Annotated in this window: 20 protein-coding genes and 1 other RNA gene; 14 read left to right on the top strand and 7 right to left on the bottom strand. The window is 66.5% G+C overall.

Going from position 1 to position 16,655, the window contains the following annotated elements; genetic code table 11:
- Window positions 1-13: 13 nt before the first annotated feature.
- The gene (locus KIT89_RS01170; protein ID WP_297602638.1) at window positions 14-736 is read left to right on the top strand and encodes an SDR family oxidoreductase; all 723 of its coding nucleotides are present in this window, start codon (window positions 14-16) and stop codon (window positions 734-736) included.
- Here KIT89_RS01170 and KIT89_RS01175 read toward each other — a convergent pair.
- Window positions 733-1,956 carry an MFS transporter gene (locus KIT89_RS01175; protein WP_297602639.1) on the bottom strand — a complete coding sequence of 408 codons (1,224 nt, stop codon included), beginning with the start codon at window positions 1,954-1,956 and terminating at the stop codon, window positions 733-735. The two genes, KIT89_RS01170 and KIT89_RS01175, sit on opposite strands and share 4 nt — an antisense overlap.
- A gap of 42 nt (window positions 1,957-1,998) precedes the next feature.
- Between KIT89_RS01175 and prfB the strand changes: the two genes are divergently transcribed.
- The 6 genes from prfB (at window position 1,999) to KIT89_RS01205 (ending at window position 7,355) form a co-directional block, all read left to right on the top strand.
- On the top strand, window positions 1,999-3,111 hold the full coding sequence (gene prfB / locus KIT89_RS01180; protein WP_297602640.1) for a peptide chain release factor 2: 1,113 nt from the start codon (window positions 1,999-2,001) through the stop codon (window positions 3,109-3,111).
- Between the two features lie 25 nt (window positions 3,112-3,136).
- A complete protein-coding gene (locus KIT89_RS01185) occupies window positions 3,137-3,511 on the top strand; it encodes a VOC family protein (RefSeq protein ID WP_297602641.1) in 375 nt (124 codons plus the stop codon).
- 75 nt (window positions 3,512-3,586) lie between these two features.
- Window positions 3,587-4,324: a cell division ATP-binding protein FtsE gene (gene ftsE, locus KIT89_RS01190; RefSeq protein ID WP_297602642.1), complete on the top strand. Its 738-nt coding sequence runs from the start codon at window positions 3,587-3,589 to the stop codon at window positions 4,322-4,324.
- Entirely contained in the window at window positions 4,321-5,235 is a 915-nt protein-coding gene (ftsX, locus tag KIT89_RS01195; protein WP_297602643.1) for a permease-like cell division protein FtsX, read from the top strand. Before ftsE ends, ftsX begins: the two co-directional genes overlap by 4 nt.
- A gap of 160 nt (window positions 5,236-5,395) precedes the next feature.
- Entirely contained in the window at window positions 5,396-5,872 is a 477-nt protein-coding gene (smpB, locus tag KIT89_RS01200; protein ID WP_297602644.1) for an SsrA-binding protein SmpB, read from the top strand.
- A 19-nt stretch (window positions 5,873-5,891) separates the two neighbouring features.
- On the top strand, window positions 5,892-7,355 hold the full coding sequence (locus KIT89_RS01205) for an MFS transporter (protein ID WP_297602645.1): 1,464 nt from the start codon (window positions 5,892-5,894) through the stop codon (window positions 7,353-7,355).
- Here the strand turns inward: KIT89_RS01205 and KIT89_RS01210 are convergent.
- Complete coding sequence (locus KIT89_RS01210; protein WP_297602646.1) at window positions 7,342-8,010, bottom strand: SIMPL domain-containing protein; 669 nt, start codon at window positions 8,008-8,010, stop codon at window positions 7,342-7,344. The two genes, KIT89_RS01205 and KIT89_RS01210, sit on opposite strands and share 14 nt — an antisense overlap.
- 155 nt (window positions 8,011-8,165) lie before the next feature.
- Here KIT89_RS01210 and ssrA point away from each other — a divergent pair.
- Window positions 8,166-8,536, top strand: a transfer-messenger RNA (tmRNA) gene (gene ssrA, locus KIT89_RS01215).
- A 10-nt stretch (window positions 8,537-8,546) separates the two neighbouring features.
- On the opposite strand, the gene KIT89_RS01220 is transcribed toward ssrA, so the two are convergent.
- From KIT89_RS01220 to KIT89_RS01230, 3 genes are read right to left on the bottom strand one after another with little or no spacing between them, the layout of a single operon-like run.
- Window positions 8,547-9,431, bottom strand: a complete 885-nt coding sequence (locus tag KIT89_RS01220) for a metal ABC transporter permease (protein ID WP_297602648.1) — start codon at window positions 9,429-9,431, stop codon at window positions 8,547-8,549.
- Complete coding sequence (locus tag KIT89_RS01225) at window positions 9,428-10,168, bottom strand: metal ABC transporter ATP-binding protein (protein WP_297602649.1); 741 nt, start codon at window positions 10,166-10,168, stop codon at window positions 9,428-9,430. Before KIT89_RS01225 ends, KIT89_RS01220 begins: the two co-directional genes overlap by 4 nt.
- Complete coding sequence (locus tag KIT89_RS01230; RefSeq protein WP_297603870.1) at window positions 10,165-11,028, bottom strand: metal ABC transporter substrate-binding protein; 864 nt, start codon at window positions 11,026-11,028, stop codon at window positions 10,165-10,167. The genes KIT89_RS01225 and KIT89_RS01230 overlap by 4 nt, the downstream gene beginning before the upstream one ends.
- 316 nt (window positions 11,029-11,344) lie before the next feature.
- Here KIT89_RS01230 and KIT89_RS01235 point away from each other — a divergent pair, with 316 nt between their 5' ends.
- The 6 genes from KIT89_RS01235 to KIT89_RS01260 all read left to right on the top strand — a co-directional run bounded on the left by KIT89_RS01235 (window position 11,345) and on the right by KIT89_RS01260 (window position 15,631).
- Window positions 11,345-12,589 (top strand): hypothetical protein, encoded by a 1,245-nt coding sequence (locus tag KIT89_RS01235; protein WP_297602650.1) that lies wholly within the window; start codon window positions 11,345-11,347, stop codon window positions 12,587-12,589.
- 4 nt (window positions 12,590-12,593) lie between these two features.
- A complete protein-coding gene (locus KIT89_RS01240; RefSeq protein WP_297602651.1) occupies window positions 12,594-12,968 on the top strand; it encodes a YccF domain-containing protein in 375 nt (124 codons plus the stop codon).
- A 28-nt stretch (window positions 12,969-12,996) separates the two neighbouring features.
- A complete protein-coding gene (locus KIT89_RS01245; RefSeq protein WP_297602652.1) occupies window positions 12,997-13,896 on the top strand; it encodes an EamA family transporter in 900 nt (299 codons plus the stop codon).
- Window positions 13,897-13,962: 66 nt separating this feature from the next.
- Window positions 13,963-14,391 carry a hypothetical protein gene (locus tag KIT89_RS01250; RefSeq protein WP_297602653.1) on the top strand — a complete coding sequence of 143 codons (429 nt, stop codon included), beginning with the start codon at window positions 13,963-13,965 and terminating at the stop codon, window positions 14,389-14,391.
- On the top strand, window positions 14,385-14,624 hold the full coding sequence (locus tag KIT89_RS01255; RefSeq protein ID WP_297602654.1) for a helix-turn-helix transcriptional regulator: 240 nt from the start codon (window positions 14,385-14,387) through the stop codon (window positions 14,622-14,624). The genes KIT89_RS01250 and KIT89_RS01255 overlap by 7 nt, the downstream gene beginning before the upstream one ends.
- Window positions 14,621-15,631: an NAD(P)-dependent alcohol dehydrogenase gene (locus tag KIT89_RS01260; RefSeq protein WP_297602656.1), complete on the top strand. Its 1,011-nt coding sequence runs from the start codon at window positions 14,621-14,623 to the stop codon at window positions 15,629-15,631. Before KIT89_RS01255 ends, KIT89_RS01260 begins: the two co-directional genes overlap by 4 nt.
- On the opposite strand, the gene KIT89_RS01265 is transcribed toward KIT89_RS01260, so the two are convergent.
- Both KIT89_RS01265 and KIT89_RS01270 read right to left on the bottom strand, forming a co-directional pair.
- A complete protein-coding gene (locus KIT89_RS01265; protein ID WP_297602657.1) occupies window positions 15,606-16,166 on the bottom strand; it encodes a septum formation family protein in 561 nt (186 codons plus the stop codon). The two genes, KIT89_RS01260 and KIT89_RS01265, sit on opposite strands and share 26 nt — an antisense overlap.
- Window positions 16,106-16,624: a septum formation family protein gene (locus KIT89_RS01270; protein WP_297602658.1), complete on the bottom strand. Its 519-nt coding sequence runs from the start codon at window positions 16,622-16,624 to the stop codon at window positions 16,106-16,108. Before KIT89_RS01270 ends, KIT89_RS01265 begins: the two co-directional genes overlap by 61 nt.
- Window positions 16,625-16,655 lie beyond the last annotated feature (31 nt).

Raw genomic sequence — 16,655 nt, forward strand, 5'->3', positions numbered from 1 at the left:
TAGCGTTGCCTGCATGACCGACCTCAGTGGAGCCTCCATTCTCGTCCTCGGTGCGACGGGCGGCCTCGGCCGTGAGTTCGCGCGCCAGCTCGCCGACGAGGGCGCACTGCTGACGCTCACCGGTCGATCGATGCTCGCGCTCGACGACCTCGACATCGCGGGTGCCGCTCTTGTGCCCGCCGACCTCGACGACGCCAGCGCCGCTCGCACGCTCATCGCGGCGGCGCTCACAGCGCACGGCAGGCTCGACGGCATCGTCAACGCCGCCGGAGTCGTCGCCTTCGGCACCCTCGCCGACACCACCGACGACACCTTCGAGACGCTCTGGCGCATCAACGTCATGGCTCCGCTGAGAGTGCTGCGCGCCGCGGTACCATCGCTCGCCGAGTCGGCCGACGCCGGTCGATCACCGTTCGTGGTGTCGCTCAGCGGCGTGGTGAGCGAGTCTCCGACAGCGGGCATCGGCGCCTACAGCGCGGTCAAGGCGGCCGTCGCTGCGGCGCACCAGGTGGCAGCCCGCGAGTTGCGCCGCTCGGGCATCCGGGTCATCGATGCCCGACCCGGCCACACCGAGACCGAACTGTCGCGGCATCCGATCGCGGGTGAGGCCCCGGCGTTCCCGGTCGGCCTCGCACCCGCCGCCGTCGTGACGCGCATTCTCGATGCGGTGCGCGACGACGAGAAAGACCTTCCGTCGAGCGCCTTCGCGCAGGTGCCGCTCGCGTCGACGAGCTAGCGGTCGCGCGGCAGGTGGCGCGGAATCATGTAGCCGAGCATGCCGGCGCCGACGAGCCCCAGTGCCCCGAGCACGCCGGCACCGATCGCGAGCGAGAACGCCGCGGTCAAGGCCGCGAGCAGCAGGGGAGCGGTCGCACCCCCGGCGTCGAGGATGAGCCGCCACGCGCCGAGGAACAGCGCCGGATCAGTGCGGCCCGCGAGGTCGCTGCCCATCGTCATGAGAATGCCTGCACCGATTCCGTTCGCGACGGCGAGACCGATCGCGACGCCGATGAACCAGGCGACGGGGTCGGATGCTGATGCCGAGAACGCGAGCACGAGGAACCCCAACCCGAGGCCGAGAGTCGAGGGCACGGCGGTGTAGAGACGCCCGAAGCGGTCCATGAGCCAGCCGCCGAGGTAGAACAGCGCGAAGTCGACCGCGGCCGTCGCCCCGATGATCGTCGCCGTCTGGGCGTCGCCCAGGCCGATGCTGACCGCCCACAGCGGCAGCAGCACCTGCCGACTGGCGCGCAGCGCCGAGACCGTCAGCGCGGCGACACCCAGGCGGGCGAGCACCGCGCGGCGTCGGCCGATGGTGCGCAGCACGTCGAGCGGGCTCGCCGCCGGCCGGGGCTCGGCGTCGACTCGCACGCGCAGCAGCTTCTCGGGGTCGGGCAGCAGCAGCAGGCTCGCGGCCACCGCGATGAGCATGCCGATCGACAGCCAGTAGACGGCGCCGATGCCGCCCGTGACGGTGATGATTGCGGCACCCAGAAACGGCCCGATCATCATGCCGAGCCTGTAGAAGCCGCCGAGTGCCGACAGGGCTCGCGCGCGGTAGGCGGCGGGCACGGCGGTGGTCAAGAGGGCGTGACGGGCAAGGCCGAAGACGGCGGCCGAGGCTCCGAGCACGAGCATGCCGAGACCGAGCACGGCAGTCGTTGTGGCGAAGGCCGCCAGCGCGATGCCGAGACCGGCGGCGACGAGCGCCCCGAGCATGGCGTTGCGCTCGCCGACGCGCGCCACGATCCACCCCGCGGGCAGATCACCGATCAGCTGGCCGACGAGCAGCATCGCCGCGACCAGACCGGCGGCGGCGAGACCCGCGCCCGTCTGCGCGGCCAATGAGGGAATGAGCGGGATGATCGCGCCCTCGCCGATCGTGAACAGCAGCGTGGGCAGCAGCGCGGGTGCGACGATCGAGCGCCATCGAAACTCGTGCGGGCTGTCGGTCATCTCGAGAACGATGCTACGCCCCGCCGGTAGGCTGGAGTCGACATGATCGATCTGGACTTCGCCGAGCGCATCGCCGCCGCTCGCAGCACCTTCGCCGATATTCGCGCCGTGATCGACGTCGAACGACTCGAGATGCAGATCACCGAGCTCAGCGAGCAGGCCGGTGCACCTGACCTGTGGGACGACACGGCGCACGCGCAGAAGGTCACGAGCGCCCTCAGCCACCGGCAGAGCGAGCTCAAGCGCATCACCGAGCTGCAGCAGAAGCTCGACGACCTCGACGTGCTCATCGAGATGGCGCGCGAGGCAGACGATGCCGATGCCGCCGCCGAGGCGGGCAGTGAGCTCGACGCCATCGAGAAGACTCTGGCCGAGATGGAGGTGCAGACGCTGCTCGATGGCGAGTACGACGCGCGCCCCGCCGTCGTGACCATTCGCGCGGGGGCGGGCGGCGTCGACGCCGCCGACTTCGCCGACATGCTGCTGCGCATGTATCTGCGCTGGGCCGAGCAGCACGGCTACTCGACCACCGTGATGGATATCTCGTACGCCGAAGAGGCGGGCATCAAGAGCGCGACCTTCGAAGTGGATGCGCCTCACGCCTTCGGCACCCTCAGTGTCGAGGCGGGCACGCACCGGCTCGTGCGCATGTCACCGTTCGGCGCCGCGGGCAAGCGTCAGACGAGCTTCGCCGCCGTCGAGGTCATTCCGCTGCTCGAAGAGAGTGCCGTCATCGATGTGCCCGAGGCCGACATCAGGGTCGACGTGTTCCGGTCATCCGGCCCGGGCGGTCAGTCGGTCAACACCACAGACTCTGCCGTGCGCATCACCCACTTGCCGACGGGCATCGTCGTCTCGATGCAGAACGAGAAGAGCCAGATTCAGAACCGCGCGGCGGCGATGCGCGTGCTGCAGTCGCGACTGCTCATCATGCAGAAAGAGCAAGAGGCGGCGACGAAGAAAGAGCTCGCGGGCACCATCACTGCGAGTTGGGGCGACCAGATGCGCTCGTATGTGCTCGCCCCGTACCAGATGGTGAAAGATCTGCGCACCGAGTATGAGGTGAACAACCCCTCGGCGGTCTTCGACGGTGATCTCGACGGCTTCATCGCCGCGGGCATCAAGTGGCGCAAGCAGAAGCCCATCGACGAATAGCCCGCGCGGTCGTAGAGTGCTCGCCATGGTGAGCGTCAACATCGTCGAGATTCCGTCTCGCAACCTCGAGCGTGCCGTCGCGTTCTACTCGCGCGTGCTCGACCTCGATCTCGAGATCTCTGAGATCGACGGCCAGCGCATGGTGTTCGTGACTCCCGATGATGCCGATGCAGCGGGCACAGCGCTCGCGATCACCGAGGGCGATGACTACCAGCCGAGCGGCGAGGGCGTCAGGCTCTACCTCACCGTCGACGACCTCGATGCTGTGCTCGCGAGGGCCGTCGACGCCGGAGGCGAGGTGGCCGCCGAGATCGGCATGGTTGAAGGCTGGGCTCGGTATGCGGCGTTTCGCGACCTCGAAGGCACCGTCGTCGGGCTCGCCGAACCGCTCACCGGCTAAGCGGCACCTGATAAGCGCGCGCTCGCGGGTGTCGCACCCCGGCACGGGGGCCGGTGGCGCATACGCTGACCCACGATGATTCGCTTCGATGAGGTCACCAAGGTCTACCGCGGAACCGCCCGGCCAGCACTCAACGCTGTCAGCCTCGAGATTCTCAGCGGCGAGTTCGTGTTTCTCGTGGGCGCGTCTGGCTCGGGCAAGTCGACCTTCTTGCGCCTCGTGCTGAAAGAAGAGAAGCCCTCGAGCGGCAGCATCCATGTGCTGGGCCAAGATCTCGGCTCGATCTCGAGCCGCAAGGTGCCCTACTTCAGGCGCAATCTCGGAGTCGTCTTTCAAGACTTCAGGCTGCTGCCCAACAAGACGGTGTTTGACAACGTCGCGTTCACCCTGCAGGTGATCGGCAAGAGCAAGGGATTCATTCACGAAGCCGTTCCCGACGCACTGCAGACCGTCGGGCTCGACGGCAAGGCGCAGCGTTTTCCGCACGAGCTCTCGGGGGGCGAGCAGCAGCGAGTCGCGATCGCTCGAGCCGTGGTCAACAAGCCGGCCATCATGCTGGCCGATGAGCCGACCGGAAACCTCGACCCCGAGACCAGTGCCGGCATCATGGCGCTGCTCGAGCGCATCAACGCCAACGGCACCACGGTCATCATGGCGACGCACGACGCAGGCATCGTCGACAGGCTGCAGCGACGCGTCATCGAGGTGGTCGGAGGGCGCATCGTGCGCGACGAGCGCGGCGGCGGCTACAAGACGCAGGCGAATCCCATCGCCACGCAGGGCTTCGGCATGTCATCGGAGGGTGCACGATGAGGCTCGGGCTCGTTCTCGGGGAGGTCGGCCAGGGGCTGCGCCGCAACCTGAGCATGGTCATCTCGGTCGTGCTCGTCACCTTCATCTCGTTGACTTTCGTGGGCGCGGCGATTCTGCTGCAGATGCAGATCAACCAGATGAAGTCGTACTGGTTCGATCGTGCCCAGGTGGCGGTCTACCTCTGCACCGAGTTCACAACCGTCGGGGGGTGCGACCAGCAAGCTGCCACGCCCGACCAGATCGCGACAGTGCAGGCTCAGCTTGAGTCGCCCACTCTCGCTCCCTTCATCGACACCTTCTACTTCGAGACGCAAGAAGAGGCGTACGCGAACTTTCAAGAGCAGTTCGCGGGCCAGGCCGTTGCCGATCTGGTGACTCCCGATCTCATGACCCCTGCGTTCTGGGTCAATCTCGTCGACCCCACGCAGAGCGCCGTGCTGCAAGACTCGTTGCGCGGGTTGGCAGGGGTCGAGAGTGTGGTCGATCAGCGAAGCCTGCTTGACCAGATTTTCGAGATACTCAACGCCGCGAGCATCACAGCCGTCGGTATCGCCGCGCTCATGCTCATCGCCGCCGCGCTGCTCATCTCGACGACCATCAGACTCAGTGCGTTCTCGCGTCGACGCGAGATCGGCATCATGCGGCTCGTCGGGGCGTCGAATCGCTTCATTCAGACACCGTTCATCATCGAGGGCGTCGCAGCCGCACTCATCGGGTCGGTGCTCGCCGGCCTCGCCGTCGTCGGCATCGTGCAGTTCTTCGTGCAGGGCTATCTCGCCGAGACGCTGCCCTTGACGTCGTTCGTCGACCTGTCTGATGCGCTGCTCGTGGTGCCGATTCTGCTCGCAGCGGGGGCCGTGCTCGCGGCGCTGTCGGCGAACGTCGCCATCACCCGCTACCTGCTCGTCTAATACCCGAGCGCCGCCAGCGTGCCTCTCAGGCGCGAGTGTGCCGCCACCGGATGGGCACGGTCGCGCGCAACGGGCACTCTCGGCGCGCGGGCGCGGGTATGCTGGAATGCTCTGCGCGACTGGCGTTGAGCATCCGTCGACCACACGCAGGAGGTGAATCGTGCCCAAAGAGAAGGGCGAAAAGGTCGTGGCGACCAACCGCAAAGCGCGGCACGATTACGCCATCGAAGACACCTATGAGGCCGGGCTCGTGCTGAGCGGCACCGAGGTGAAGTCTCTGCGCATGGGGCGGGCGAGCCTCGTCGACGGCTACGGCTTCATCGACGGCGGCGAAGCCTGGCTCGATGCCGTGCACATTCCCGAGTACACCCAGGGCAACTGGACGAACCACCCGCCCCGCCGCAAGCGCAAGATGCTGCTGCACAAGGCGCAGATCATCAAGATCAGTCAGAAGGTCAAAGAGGGCGGCTACACCCTCGTGCCGCTGCGCATCTACTTTCTCGACGGCCGCGCCAAAGTCGAGCTTGCCGTGGCCAAGGGCAAGAAAGAGTACGACAAGCGCCACGCACTGCGTGAGCGTCAAGACAAGCGCGAAGCCGATCGGGCGATGCGCACGCGCAATCGCATGGGCGAGTAGGGGTGCGGGTTCTCACACGATGACGCAGGCTGACGGGTACAGCGACCGCACTCGTTGGCAGGCGTTCGCGATCGCAGTCTCGGTGGCCGCGCTCACGATTCTCGACCTGTCGAAGGTCAATGTGGGTATTCCGGCGATCGAAGAGGCCTTCAGCGCGACTCCCACGCAGATTCAGATCATCGTCGCAGGCTATGTTCTGGCGTTCGGCGTCGTGCTCGTGCCGGCGGGTCGCTGGGGCGACCTGAACTCTCGTCGACGCATGTTCCTGGTCGGGCTCGTGGTGTTTCTCGTCGCGAGCCTGCTGTGCGCGATCGCGCCGACCGTCGAAGTGCTCGCGGCTTCGCGCGTGCTGCAGGGTGTGGCTGCCGGCCTGCTCATGCCGCAAGTGCTCGGGCTCACGCAGCAGCTCTTCACCGGCCCGGCGAGGGGTCGGGCGTTCGGGATCTTCGGCGCGGTCATCGGGCTCGCGGTCGCGTTCGGCCCGACGCTCGGCGGGCTCTTCGTCGGCATCGGCGATGTCGACTTCGGCTGGCGGCTCATCTTCTGGATGAATGTTCCGCTCGTGCTCGGGCTGCTGCCGTTCGCCTACCGGCTCTTGCCCCGCACGCAACCCGATTCTGGCGCGGCGAAAGATCTCGACCTCATCGGCACCACGCTCCTCGGCGTGACGGTCTTGTCGCTCATGCTGCCGTTCATTCTCACCACTGGCAGCACTGACGATGACCCCGCTCGGTGGTGGTGGTTGCTCGTCGCAGCGACGAGCGCCTCGGTCTTCGTGTGGTGGGAGCAGAAATACACGCGCAGTGGCCGCACCGCGGTGATCGACATGAGCTTGTTCCGCATCTCGAGCTACCGCAACAGCACGATCATCAGCGCCTTCTACTTCGCCGCCGTGCCCACCATCTTCTTGACCCTCACCCTCTTCCTGCAGCTCGGCATCGAGCTCGCGGCGGTGTTCGCCGGCATGGTCACCATTCCGTTCGCGCTCGCGTCGGCACTGACCTCGATCGTGTCGGGTCGTGTCGTGCACCTCTACGGTCGGCGCGTCGTCGCCCTCGGTCTGGCGGGCGTCATCGCCGGGGTGGCGGGCACCGTCGCTGCCGCTTTCTTCGTGCCGGTGGATGCCCTGCCGTGGGTCGTGGCGGTCGCGATGGGCATCGCTGGCGCGGGGGCGGGGGCAGTGATCCCTCCGAACCAGACGCTCGCCCTCTCAGAAGTGCCGGTGACCTCGGGCGGCGTCGCCGGGTCGATCCAGCAGGTCGGGCAGCGGGTCGGCACGGCGGTCGGCATGGCGGCCGGCACTGCCGCGTTCTACGCGACGATCTACGCCGAGCGCGGCGAGTTCGCCGAACTGGTCGTCTATCAAGACGCCTTCCGCAACGCGAGCATCGTGGCGCTCGGCCTGCTGTCGATCGCGATGCTCGTCGCAGTGCTCGACCTTCGCTCGCGGCCGATGCAGGCCACGGCGGTCAGCGCGCGCTGAATCGTGCGTCGACCGCGACGTCGATGACGATCGGCTCGGGGCGCAGAGAGAGACCGCCGTCACCTCGAGCATCCATCGCCATGGCGCGTTCGAGGCGCGGCAGGGGCGCGGGGTGCTCTGTTCCCCCGTCGAGCATTCCGGGGTCGGCGAGCGCGAGCGTGGTGAGTGATCCGAGGCCGATGGCGGTGGCGAGCACCTCTGCTTTCGCTCGGGCGTCGGCGACGGCGCGAGTGCGCGCCTCGCGCGTCTCGAGCTCGAGCCGGGCATCCGTCAGCGCCCACTCGATGCCGTCGATGGCGACCAGGTCATGCTCGACGAGCGCGCCGATCAGCCCGGACACCTCGTCGACCTCGCTCACCGTCGCCTGACCAGACACGCTCGCGCGGTGGATGAGTGGCGCGGTCGAACCATCGTTGGTCCACGGTCGGTGCGAGGTCACGGCGACGCGATCGGCAGACCATGCGGTGACCGGGCCGGCCTGCGCGTCGAAGCGGGCGTCGATGACTGCCGCGATCGCCGTCGAGGCGTCGGTGACCGATGCGACGACGGATGCTCGCTCTGGCCCGTCTGCCGCAACGGTGAATCGCACGATCGCGCGTTCTGGGCGCAGCTCGCTGCGGGCCGATCCGTGCACGGTGATGATGGTCTCGCTCATGGGGCTCCTCACTCGACGACCGACTCACGGCGTTTCGTCGGCAGTGACGTATACTGTAGGGCTACGCCGTGATCGGCGTCTGACATCGGGTTCGCCCGATCTCTCAACTCCACAGTGCGTGACAGCGACCCGCCTGACACAGCTCAGGTACTCATGGGGATGATCGGTTTCGACATCGCCTGCGAAACGGTGAGAAGCGGGTCGAGGATGCAGGGTTATCTCGTAAACGATCTCTGCAAACAACAGGTGCCGATGCTAAGCGCACCGACTTCGCTCTCGCCGCCTAAGGCAGAGTAGAAAGTCCGTCAGTCCGGGTGCGTCTCCGACCCGATCACTGGCGTCATTGAGGAGACTTGCTGCGTGCCTGCGTCTCAGGTGCACGCGGGACTTGAACTGAGGCTGGGCTCGTCGACCTAGGGGTCTGCAACAAAGGTCGGAGCCGAGTAGAACGTCTCAGCAGACTACGCCCGTAGAAGGCTCCGGCTCACAGCGATGGACGGGGGTTCAATTCCCCCCATCTCCACCACTGGTCGCTGTCACGCACTGAGGAACCTCTCGCTCGTCGCCGACCGGCGCCGGCGCGCCGCGACCCGGCGGCCCAGCAGCCCGTGCCGAGAGCTCAGCACTGCCACGAGCGCGAAGACCGCTCCCTGCACGACGACGACGAGCCCTCCTGACGAGGCGTCGAACCAGTAGCTCAGGTAGATGCCGGCCACTGAGCACGTCGCGGCGATCGCGGGTGCGATCACGAGCATGCGCGAGATGCGGTCGGTGATGAGGTAGGCAGTGGCGCCGGGAATGATGAGCATCGCGACCACGAGGATGACGCCGACCACCTGCAGGGCGACGACCGCGATGAGCGCGAGCAGGCCCAGCAGCATCGCACTGAGCACTCGCGGATTGATGCCCATGGCGTGAGCGTGCGCGGGGTCGAAGGCGAAGAGCGTGAAGTCTCGCCGTTTCAGCAGCAGCACGAAGGCTGCGATCGACGCGAGAACGCTGATCTGCACGAGGTCGGCGACCGAGACGCCGAGCACGTTGCCGAAGATGATGTGCCCCAGGTCGATCTGGCTGGGGGTGACCGAGACGAGCACCAGGCCGAGCGCGAACAGTGTCGTGAAGACGATGCCGATCGCGGCGTCTTCTTTCACTCGATGCGTTCCTCGCACCGCCCCGATGAGGCCCACCGCGAGAAACCCGAACACCAGGGCTCCCAACGCGAACGGCGCGCCGACGGCGTAGGCGATGACGACTCCCGGAAACACCGCGTGAGCGACGGCGTCGCCCATGAGCGACCAGCCCACGAGCACGAGCCAGCACGAGAGCAGCGCGCACACGACAGCGGCGATCGTTGTGGCGAGCAGCGCTCGCACCATGAACTCGTACTGCAGGGGCTCGAGCAGCAGGTCGAGGGGGTTCACGGCGCACCGCCTGTGTCAGGGGGGTCGATGCCGAACGCTCGAGCGAGCGTCGACGGCTGCAGTGCTGCTGCCACGTCGCCGTGAAACAGCACGCTCTGCTTCAGCAGCACGGCGTCATCAGCCAGCCGGGGCAGGGCCTGCAGATCATGCGTCGAGACCACGATCGTGCGGCCTTCATCAGCGAGCTCGCGCAGCAGGCGCACGATCGTCGACTCTGACGTGCGATCAACCCCTGCGAACGGCTCGTCGAGCAGCAGGATGCGGGCGTCGTGCGCGATGCCCCTGGCGACGAAGGCGCGCTTGCGCTGCCCTCCCGATAGCTCGCCGATCTGGCGGTCGGCGAGTTCGGTGAGCTGCACTCGCTCGAGCGCCACCGCCACGGCGGCGTGGTCAGCTGCCCGCGGTCGTCTGGTGATGCCGAGCCGGCCATAACGGCCCATCATGACGACGTCGTGCACCGACACCGGAAAACTCCAGTCGACGAGCTCGCTCTGCGGAACGTAGCCGACGATGCCGCGGCGACGGGCGATCGACGGAGCGACCCCGTCGAGAGCGACGTGCCCGGCGTCGGGTGCGACGAGACCCATGATCGCTCTGAAGAGCGTCGACTTTCCTGACCCGTTCATGCCGATGAGGGCGCAGACTCGCCCCGTGTCGATGCACATCGAGACGGAGTCGAGGGCAGTGGTCTCGCCGAAGCGAACGGTGAGGTCGCGCACGTCGATGGCGGCGGTCATGGTGACCGCCCGGTGAGCCCCGCGATGATGAGCGCTGTGTCGTAGCGAATCAGGTCGAGGTAGGTCGGCACGGGGCCGTCGGGTGCCGAGAGGGAGTCGACGTAGAGGGTTCCGCCGAAGACCGCGTCGGTGGCGTCGACGACCTGCTGCATCGCACTGTCTGACACGGTCGATTCACAGAACACCGCGGGCACGTCGTTGTCACGCACGAACTCGATGACGCTCGCGATCTGCCGCGGCGTGGCCTGCTGTTCGGCATTGACCGGCCAGAGGTAGTGCTCGGTCAGACCCGCGTCTCGAGCCAGGTATGAGAAGGCGCCCTCGCACGTGACGAGGGCTCGTCGAGTCGGTTCGAGCGCGGCGACGGCGGCCGTGAGTTCGTCGTGCACGAGCTGCAGCTCGGCAGAGTATGCCGACGCGTTGGCGACGAACGACTCGGCGTGCTCGGGTGCGAGTTCACTGAACGCGGCCGCCATGACGTCGGCATAGTGCTGCACGGTGACAGGGCTCATCCACGCGTGCGGGTTCGGGGCGCCGGCGAAAAAGTCGCCGGTGATGTCGATGACGTCGATGCCCTCAGACACGACGACGTGCGGCACGTTCGCCGAGTCGATGAAGCGTTCGAACCATGCTTCGAGGTTGAGACCGTTCTCGAGCACCAGATCGGCCCGAGACGCAGCGATGATGTCGCTCGGTGTCGGCTCGTAGCCGTGAATCTCTGCGCCTGCCTTGGTGATCGATTCGACTCTGAGGTGGTCACCGGCGACATTCTGCGCGATGTCGGCGAGCACCGTGAAGGTCGTGAGCACGAGCGGGCGGTCGTTGGCAGGCGGCACTGCTGCGGGCGAGCATCCCGTCATGGCGACCACTGCGAACGCCGTCGTTGCGGCCGCGAGCCACCGAGAGGCACCTCCGCAACGAGTTTTCGGCATACCGAAAAATCTACGGGCTGTCGCCCCGATCTGCAACGTGGTCGTGCCGACCCGTTAATCTGTGCCTCATTGAGCGTCGCACAGGTCGATCTTGAAACCTGACGCGCTCTCGAACTAGGTTCGATGTGAGCCCAAACCCGATCGAAAGGGCCCACTCATGCGAAGCACTGACCCGCAACCAGCGTCGAGACGCAGCACGAGAGGGCGCGCACCTGCACATCGTGCACGCACCGTCGCCGTCATCGTGAGCGGGACGTGGGCACTCACGGCCTGCGCACCGGCATCAGTCGACACCGACGTCGTCGACCCAGAGCCGAGCGCTGTCGAGGTCGAGGCGATCGAGCTCGGTGTGGAGTGGCGAGTGCAGCCGACGGAGGGTCTCGACGCCTACACGCGCATGGACGCACTCGCGTTCGGCGCGGGGCGATGGTGGGCCCTCATGGATGTTCCCTCGGGAGTCGGGAGTGATCTGGTCAGCCCTCATGGCCGCCCCGTTCTCGTCGTGAGCGATGACGCAGTGCAGTGGAGCGAAGTCGATCTCAGCGTGCAGGGGCTTCCCGACGAGATACCTGGCGATGCTGTGCTCGTGACGACTGACGATGACGTGACGGTCGTCTTCGCGAACGCCGTGACCCAGCCACTCACGACCAACGATCGATCGGCCCCCTGGGTCGTGCGTGGTGATGGATCGTCGTGGAGCGTACTGCGCCCCGAGGCTTTCGGCGCGTGGAGCGTCGAAGGGTCTCGGGCGAACTTCAGCTATATCGGCACTGGCCCGCTGGCCCATCGAGGTGATGACTCACTCATGCTCGCGCTCGGCCAGTGGTGGAACCCCCCGCCAGGAGGGCCGAACAATCGGGCCTCGATCATCTTCGACTCGTCGACCGGATCGATGAGCAGTCGTGATGGTGTCGGCCCGGGCTCGGCCCGGGGAGAGAACCTGAGTGCACTGCTGGTCTCGGGCGATCAGTGGGTGGCTCTGGGGAGTGTGAGTCGGGATCCGAACAGCGCAGGAGCGGGAATCGATGTCGCCGTGTGGTCGAGCGCTGACGGGCGCGAGTGGCAGCGAGATCACCCTGATGTGAATGGTGCTGAGGGCTACACCGTCGTCTACGACGCTGTTGCGGGGCCCGCGGGCATAGTTGCTGTCGGAGCAGAGCAGACGAGTCGTAGCACGGTGGGTGCGCGGGAAGCGACTCCCGTGGTGCTGCATTCAGTGGATGGACAGCAGTGGAGCCGAATCGAGCTCGAGGGCGAACGGGCTCTCGGTTTCGTCGTCTCGACTCCGCACGGGTACTTCGCGTTTCATGATCCATCGAACTCGAGCGCCGTGTTCCAGGTCGTATGGCGCTCAGAAGACGGAGTCGTGTGGAACGAGGTATCTCGCGAGATCGGGGTGCTCATCAACGACGTTCAGGTCGCTGCGTCGAGCAGCGCCATCGTCATCAGCAATCAGGGAAGGGTTGCTATCAGCGGCGTGACAGACTGAGCGCATGCGCACCCTGCTCAACGTCATCTGGCTCGTGCTCTCTGGCGTGTGGCTCTTTCTCGCCTACGCACTCGCGGCACTGATCATGTTCGTGCTCATCATCACGATTCCGTGGGGTATCGCTGCCTGGCGTATCGGCGTCTACTCGCTGTGGCCGTTCGGCAAGACGGTCGTCGACAAGCCCACCGCGGGGGTCTTCTCGCTGCTGGGCAACATCGTCTGGGTGGTGCTCGCGGGCTGGTGGCTCGCGATCGGGCACATCATCTCGGCTGTCGGCCTCGCCATCACGATCATCGGCATTCCGTTCGCGATCGCCAACATCAAGATGGTGCCGGTCGCGCTGCTGCCGCTCGGCAAGCAGATCGTCGATCTGCCGTGACCCGGCTGCACGCAGCGCGCACGAACCGGTGAGCCTCAAGCACTCTCTGCTGGCGCTGCTGGTCGTCGTCATCTGGGGCGCCAACTTCGTCATCATCGATGCGGGGCAAGAAGATGTTCCTCCCTTGCTCTTTCTCGCTCTGCGCTTTCTCGTGGTGTGCGTGCCTGCGCTCTTCTTCATCAAGCCGCCACCGATCGGTTGGCGCAACATCGTGGCCATCGGCGCGACACTGAGCCTCGGGCAGTTCTCGCTGCTGTATCTGGCGCTCGCGCTCGGCATGCCGCCCGGGCTCGCCTCGCTGCTGCTGCAGACGCAGGTGATCTTCTCGATTCTGGTCGCCGCCGTCGTGCTGCGCGAGCGGCCGTCTCGTCGCCAGTTCGTCGGGGTCATGATCGGCATGCTTGGGCTGTCGATCGTGATCGTGGGCCACAGCCAGGTGGCGCCGTGGCTGCCGCTGGTGGTCACGCTGCTCTCAGCGCTCGCATGGGCGGTCGGCAATGTGCTGACGCGGCGCTCGAAGGCGAGCTCGGGCCTCTCGCTCGTGGTCTGGTCGGGCGCGGTGGTGCCGCTGCCGGCACTCGCCCTGTCGCTCGTGGTCGACACGCCGACCGTGGTCTGGCAGGCCCTGACCTCGCTCTCGTGGGTCGCGATCGCGAGCACGGTGTACACCGCTGTGTTTGCGAGCCTCATCGGCTACGGCATCTGGAACTCGCTGCTCGCACGGCATCCGACGAGCGCTGTCGTGCCTTTCACGCTGCTCGTGCCCGTCGTCGGAATATTGACCGCCTGGCTCGTGCAAGCGGAGGTGCCGACGACCGCGGAGTTCATCGGCGGGGCGATCATGCTCGCAGGCCTCGCCGCGGCGATCATCCAGCCTCGTCGGCGTCGGGAGCCTCCGACGAAGGCGAGTCAAGAAAACTTGACATGATGTAATGCATGCTTTACCTTCGGGTGTGTCAAACATTTATGACACATCAAGGGAAGGGAGGGCGTCATGGCCTTCGAAGAAAAGAGTGCCTGGGTTGGCCTCATCGTGTCGGTCGTGGCCTACGCGGTGTACCTCACCGTGGTGCTGACTCGAGCATCGGGAGGCCAGATCGTCGACACTCCCTACGTCGATGCGCTCCTCTGGAGCATCGGCACCGCCATTGCCGTGGTCATCGTGCTGAACATCATCGTGGCGATCCTCACGGGCAAAGACGGGCACGAAACAGATGTGCGCGACAAGCAGATCAGCGCTCGCGCAGAGTTCACCTCTCGGGGGTTTCTGATCGCTGGGGCCCTCGCCGCCCTCATCTTCGCGATGCTCGAGTGGGATCACTTCTGGATCGCCAACGTGCTCTTTCTCGGGTTCGTCTTGTCGGCAGCGCTCGAAGGCGTCACCAAGATCGCGCTCTACCGAGGGGGCATGCCCGCATGGTGAAGCCGACCCGAGTGACCAACAGCATCCGCGCACTGCGATTCGCCGCCGGAGAGCTCACGCAGGCCGAGCTCGCGCAGCGCGTCGGCGTCACTCGGCAGACCATCATCGCGATCGAGCAGGGCAAGTACTCGCCGTCGCTCGAAGTCGCCTTCCAGATCGCTCACGCGCTCGGGGTGCGCCTCGACGACGTGTTTTCATACCCGAGCATCGACCGCAGTCCGGAGGAATCATGACCGCCACCGACACCATGCGAGCGATCGTGCAGCACGGCTACGGCGGCACCGAGGTGCTCAGCTTCGCCGACGTCGCTGTTCCCAGCCCCGGCCCGAAGCAGGTTCTCGTGAACGTGCACGCCGTGAGCCCCGACTCAGGAACGGTGCACCTCATGACGGGCCGGCCGTCATTGGTGCGCCCGTTCATGGGCTGGCGCACCCCGAGGCAACCCGTCATCGGCCTGGCGTTCGCCGGCGTCGTGACTGCTGTCGGCTCAGCGGTCGAGAGCGTTCGAGTCGGCGATCGGGTGGCGGGCTCGGCGCCGGCGGCATTCGCAGACTTCGTCGTCGCCGACCCCGCCAAGATCGCCGTGGTGCCCGCCGCGGTCTCGATGGTCGACGCTGCCACCGTGCCAATCTCAGCCGGAACCGCGCTGCAGGCCGTGCGCGATGTCGCTCGCATCCAGGCGGGGCAGCGGGTTCTCGTCATCGGGGCAGGCGGGGGAGTCGGCTCGTTTCTCACCCAGCTCGCGATACTCGAGGGCGCCAGCGTCACCGGGGTGGCGAGCGCGGCCAAAGCGGCGTTCGTGACCTCACTCGGCGCGGAGCGCGTGATCGACTATCGAGAGAGCTCTGAGCCTGCCGAGTGGGGCGAGTTCGATGTCATCATCGACACCGCAGATGGGCGCCCCTTGCACGTGCTGCGTCGAGCACTCGCCGAGCGAGGCGCACTCGTCATCGTCGGGGCCGACGGTGCTGGAGGGCCTGTGCTCGACGGCGTCGACCGTCAGCTTCGAGCGGCGCTGCTCAGCCCCTGGGTGAAGCACCGACTGGTCGGAGTGGTGCAGCGAGAGCGCGGATCAGACGTCGCTGTGCTGCTCGATCATCTCGCGGCGGGCAGGCTTTCGGCCGCGGTCGGCGAAGTGGTGCCGTTCGACGCAGCTCGCGAGAGCATCCATCGGTTGCAGCAGCGGTCGATCCCAGGCAAAGCGGTGATCGAGCTCAGGGCCGAAGAGTCTCAGCGGTGAGCGAGCCGCGACGAGGGCCACTCGGGTCGACGACCACGCAGAGAATCTCGCGGTCGTCGGCGCTCCAGCTGTCGGCGGTGGGGGCGAGATAGACGAAGTCGAGCGGCGTTTCGAAGTAGGTGACGCCGACGAGCTGCTCGAGAGCGGCGCGGCACTCGATCTCGGCGCGTGAGACGAGAGCGTCAGACCCCGGAAAGCTCGTGCCGCTCACCACGATCGACGCGTAGACCTCGCCCTCGTGCTCGGCATCGCACGGCACGGTGGCCACGGTCGAGATCTCGCCGAGCGAACCAAGCCCGTCGATGCAGTCGCCCACGAGCAGAGCGAACGCATCGGTCTCGAGGTTCGCCTCGATGACGAGCCCGTCATCATCGCGAATCGGCTGATCAGTCGGCGCGACGGCGTCGAGCGCGGTGCACCCCGTCAGTGCGGCGACGCTGAGGAGCGTCGCCGCACTGACGAGGCCGCGGTGAATCAGCGGCCGATGTTCTGCAAAGAGCCCGTGACCTGGCCCGCTTGGTCGTAGATGGTGCACAGAATCTCGCGGTCGCCGCCCGACCAGCTTCCCTCGGTCGGGAAGTAGTAGCTGTAGTAGTAGATCGAGTCAGCCCAGGCGATGCCGACGAAGCCTTCGAAGGCATCGAGGCAGACGCGGTCGGCCTCATCGATCACCGCGTCTTGGCCCGGGTAGGTGTCGCCGCTCATGATGTGCGAGGCGTAGATCTCGCTGTCGTGCGGCTGCGAGCACGGCACGGTCGGAATGGTCTCGACGGTCTCGGCGGCGGTGGCATCGTTGAGGCAGTCGCCGACCTGCAGGGTGAAGACGTCGGTGTTGTCGTTGCCTTCGACGACCTGGCCGCTGTCATCACGCGTGGCCTGCCCGCCACCGGTGATCTGGTTGAGAATGCTGCAGCCGCTGAGGGCGACACTCGCCGAAGCGACAGCGACAAGAGCGATGGCACGAGTCCAACGCGAAGAGCTGATGATGGTCACGACAACTCATTTCACTCGGGGGCGGAAAACG

Origin of the sequence: Microcella sp., assembly GCF_025808395.1 — a bacterium.
Classification (GTDB): Bacteria; Actinomycetota; Actinomycetes; order Actinomycetales; family Microbacteriaceae; genus Microcella.

Excerpts from the sequence above, each read along its gene's own strand:
- KIT89_RS01170 (WP_297602638.1), top strand. The coding sequence starts at position 14 with ATGACCGACCTCAGTGGAGCCTCCATTCTCGTCCTCGGTGCGACGGGC.
- KIT89_RS01205 (WP_297602645.1), top strand. The coding sequence starts at position 5,892 with ATGACGCAGGCTGACGGGTACAGCGACCGCACTCGTTGGCAGGCGTTC.
- KIT89_RS01255 (WP_297602654.1), top strand. The coding sequence starts at position 14,385 with ATGGTGAAGCCGACCCGAGTGACCAACAGCATCCGCGCACTGCGATTC.
- ftsX (WP_297602643.1), top strand. The coding sequence starts at position 4,321 with ATGAGGCTCGGGCTCGTTCTCGGGGAGGTCGGCCAGGGGCTGCGCCGC.
- KIT89_RS01230 (WP_297603870.1), bottom strand. The coding sequence starts at position 11,028 with ATGACGGGATGCTCGCCCGCAGCAGTGCCGCCTGCCAACGACCGCCCG.
- ftsE (WP_297602642.1), top strand. The coding sequence starts at position 3,587 with ATGATTCGCTTCGATGAGGTCACCAAGGTCTACCGCGGAACCGCCCGG.
- KIT89_RS01260 (WP_297602656.1), top strand. The coding sequence starts at position 14,621 with ATGACCGCCACCGACACCATGCGAGCGATCGTGCAGCACGGCTACGGC.
- KIT89_RS01240 (WP_297602651.1), top strand. The coding sequence starts at position 12,594 with ATGCGCACCCTGCTCAACGTCATCTGGCTCGTGCTCTCTGGCGTGTGG.
- KIT89_RS01185 (WP_297602641.1), top strand. The coding sequence starts at position 3,137 with ATGGTGAGCGTCAACATCGTCGAGATTCCGTCTCGCAACCTCGAGCGT.
- prfB (WP_297602640.1), top strand. The coding sequence starts at position 1,999 with ATGATCGATCTGGACTTCGCCGAGCGCATCGCCGCCGCTCGCAGCACC.
- KIT89_RS01210 (WP_297602646.1), bottom strand. The coding sequence starts at position 8,010 with ATGAGCGAGACCATCATCACCGTGCACGGATCGGCCCGCAGCGAGCTG.
- KIT89_RS01175 (WP_297602639.1), bottom strand. The coding sequence starts at position 1,956 with ATGACCGACAGCCCGCACGAGTTTCGATGGCGCTCGATCGTCGCACCC.
- KIT89_RS01250 (WP_297602653.1), top strand. The coding sequence starts at position 13,963 with ATGGCCTTCGAAGAAAAGAGTGCCTGGGTTGGCCTCATCGTGTCGGTC.
- KIT89_RS01225 (WP_297602649.1), bottom strand. The coding sequence starts at position 10,168 with ATGACCGCCGCCATCGACGTGCGCGACCTCACCGTTCGCTTCGGCGAG.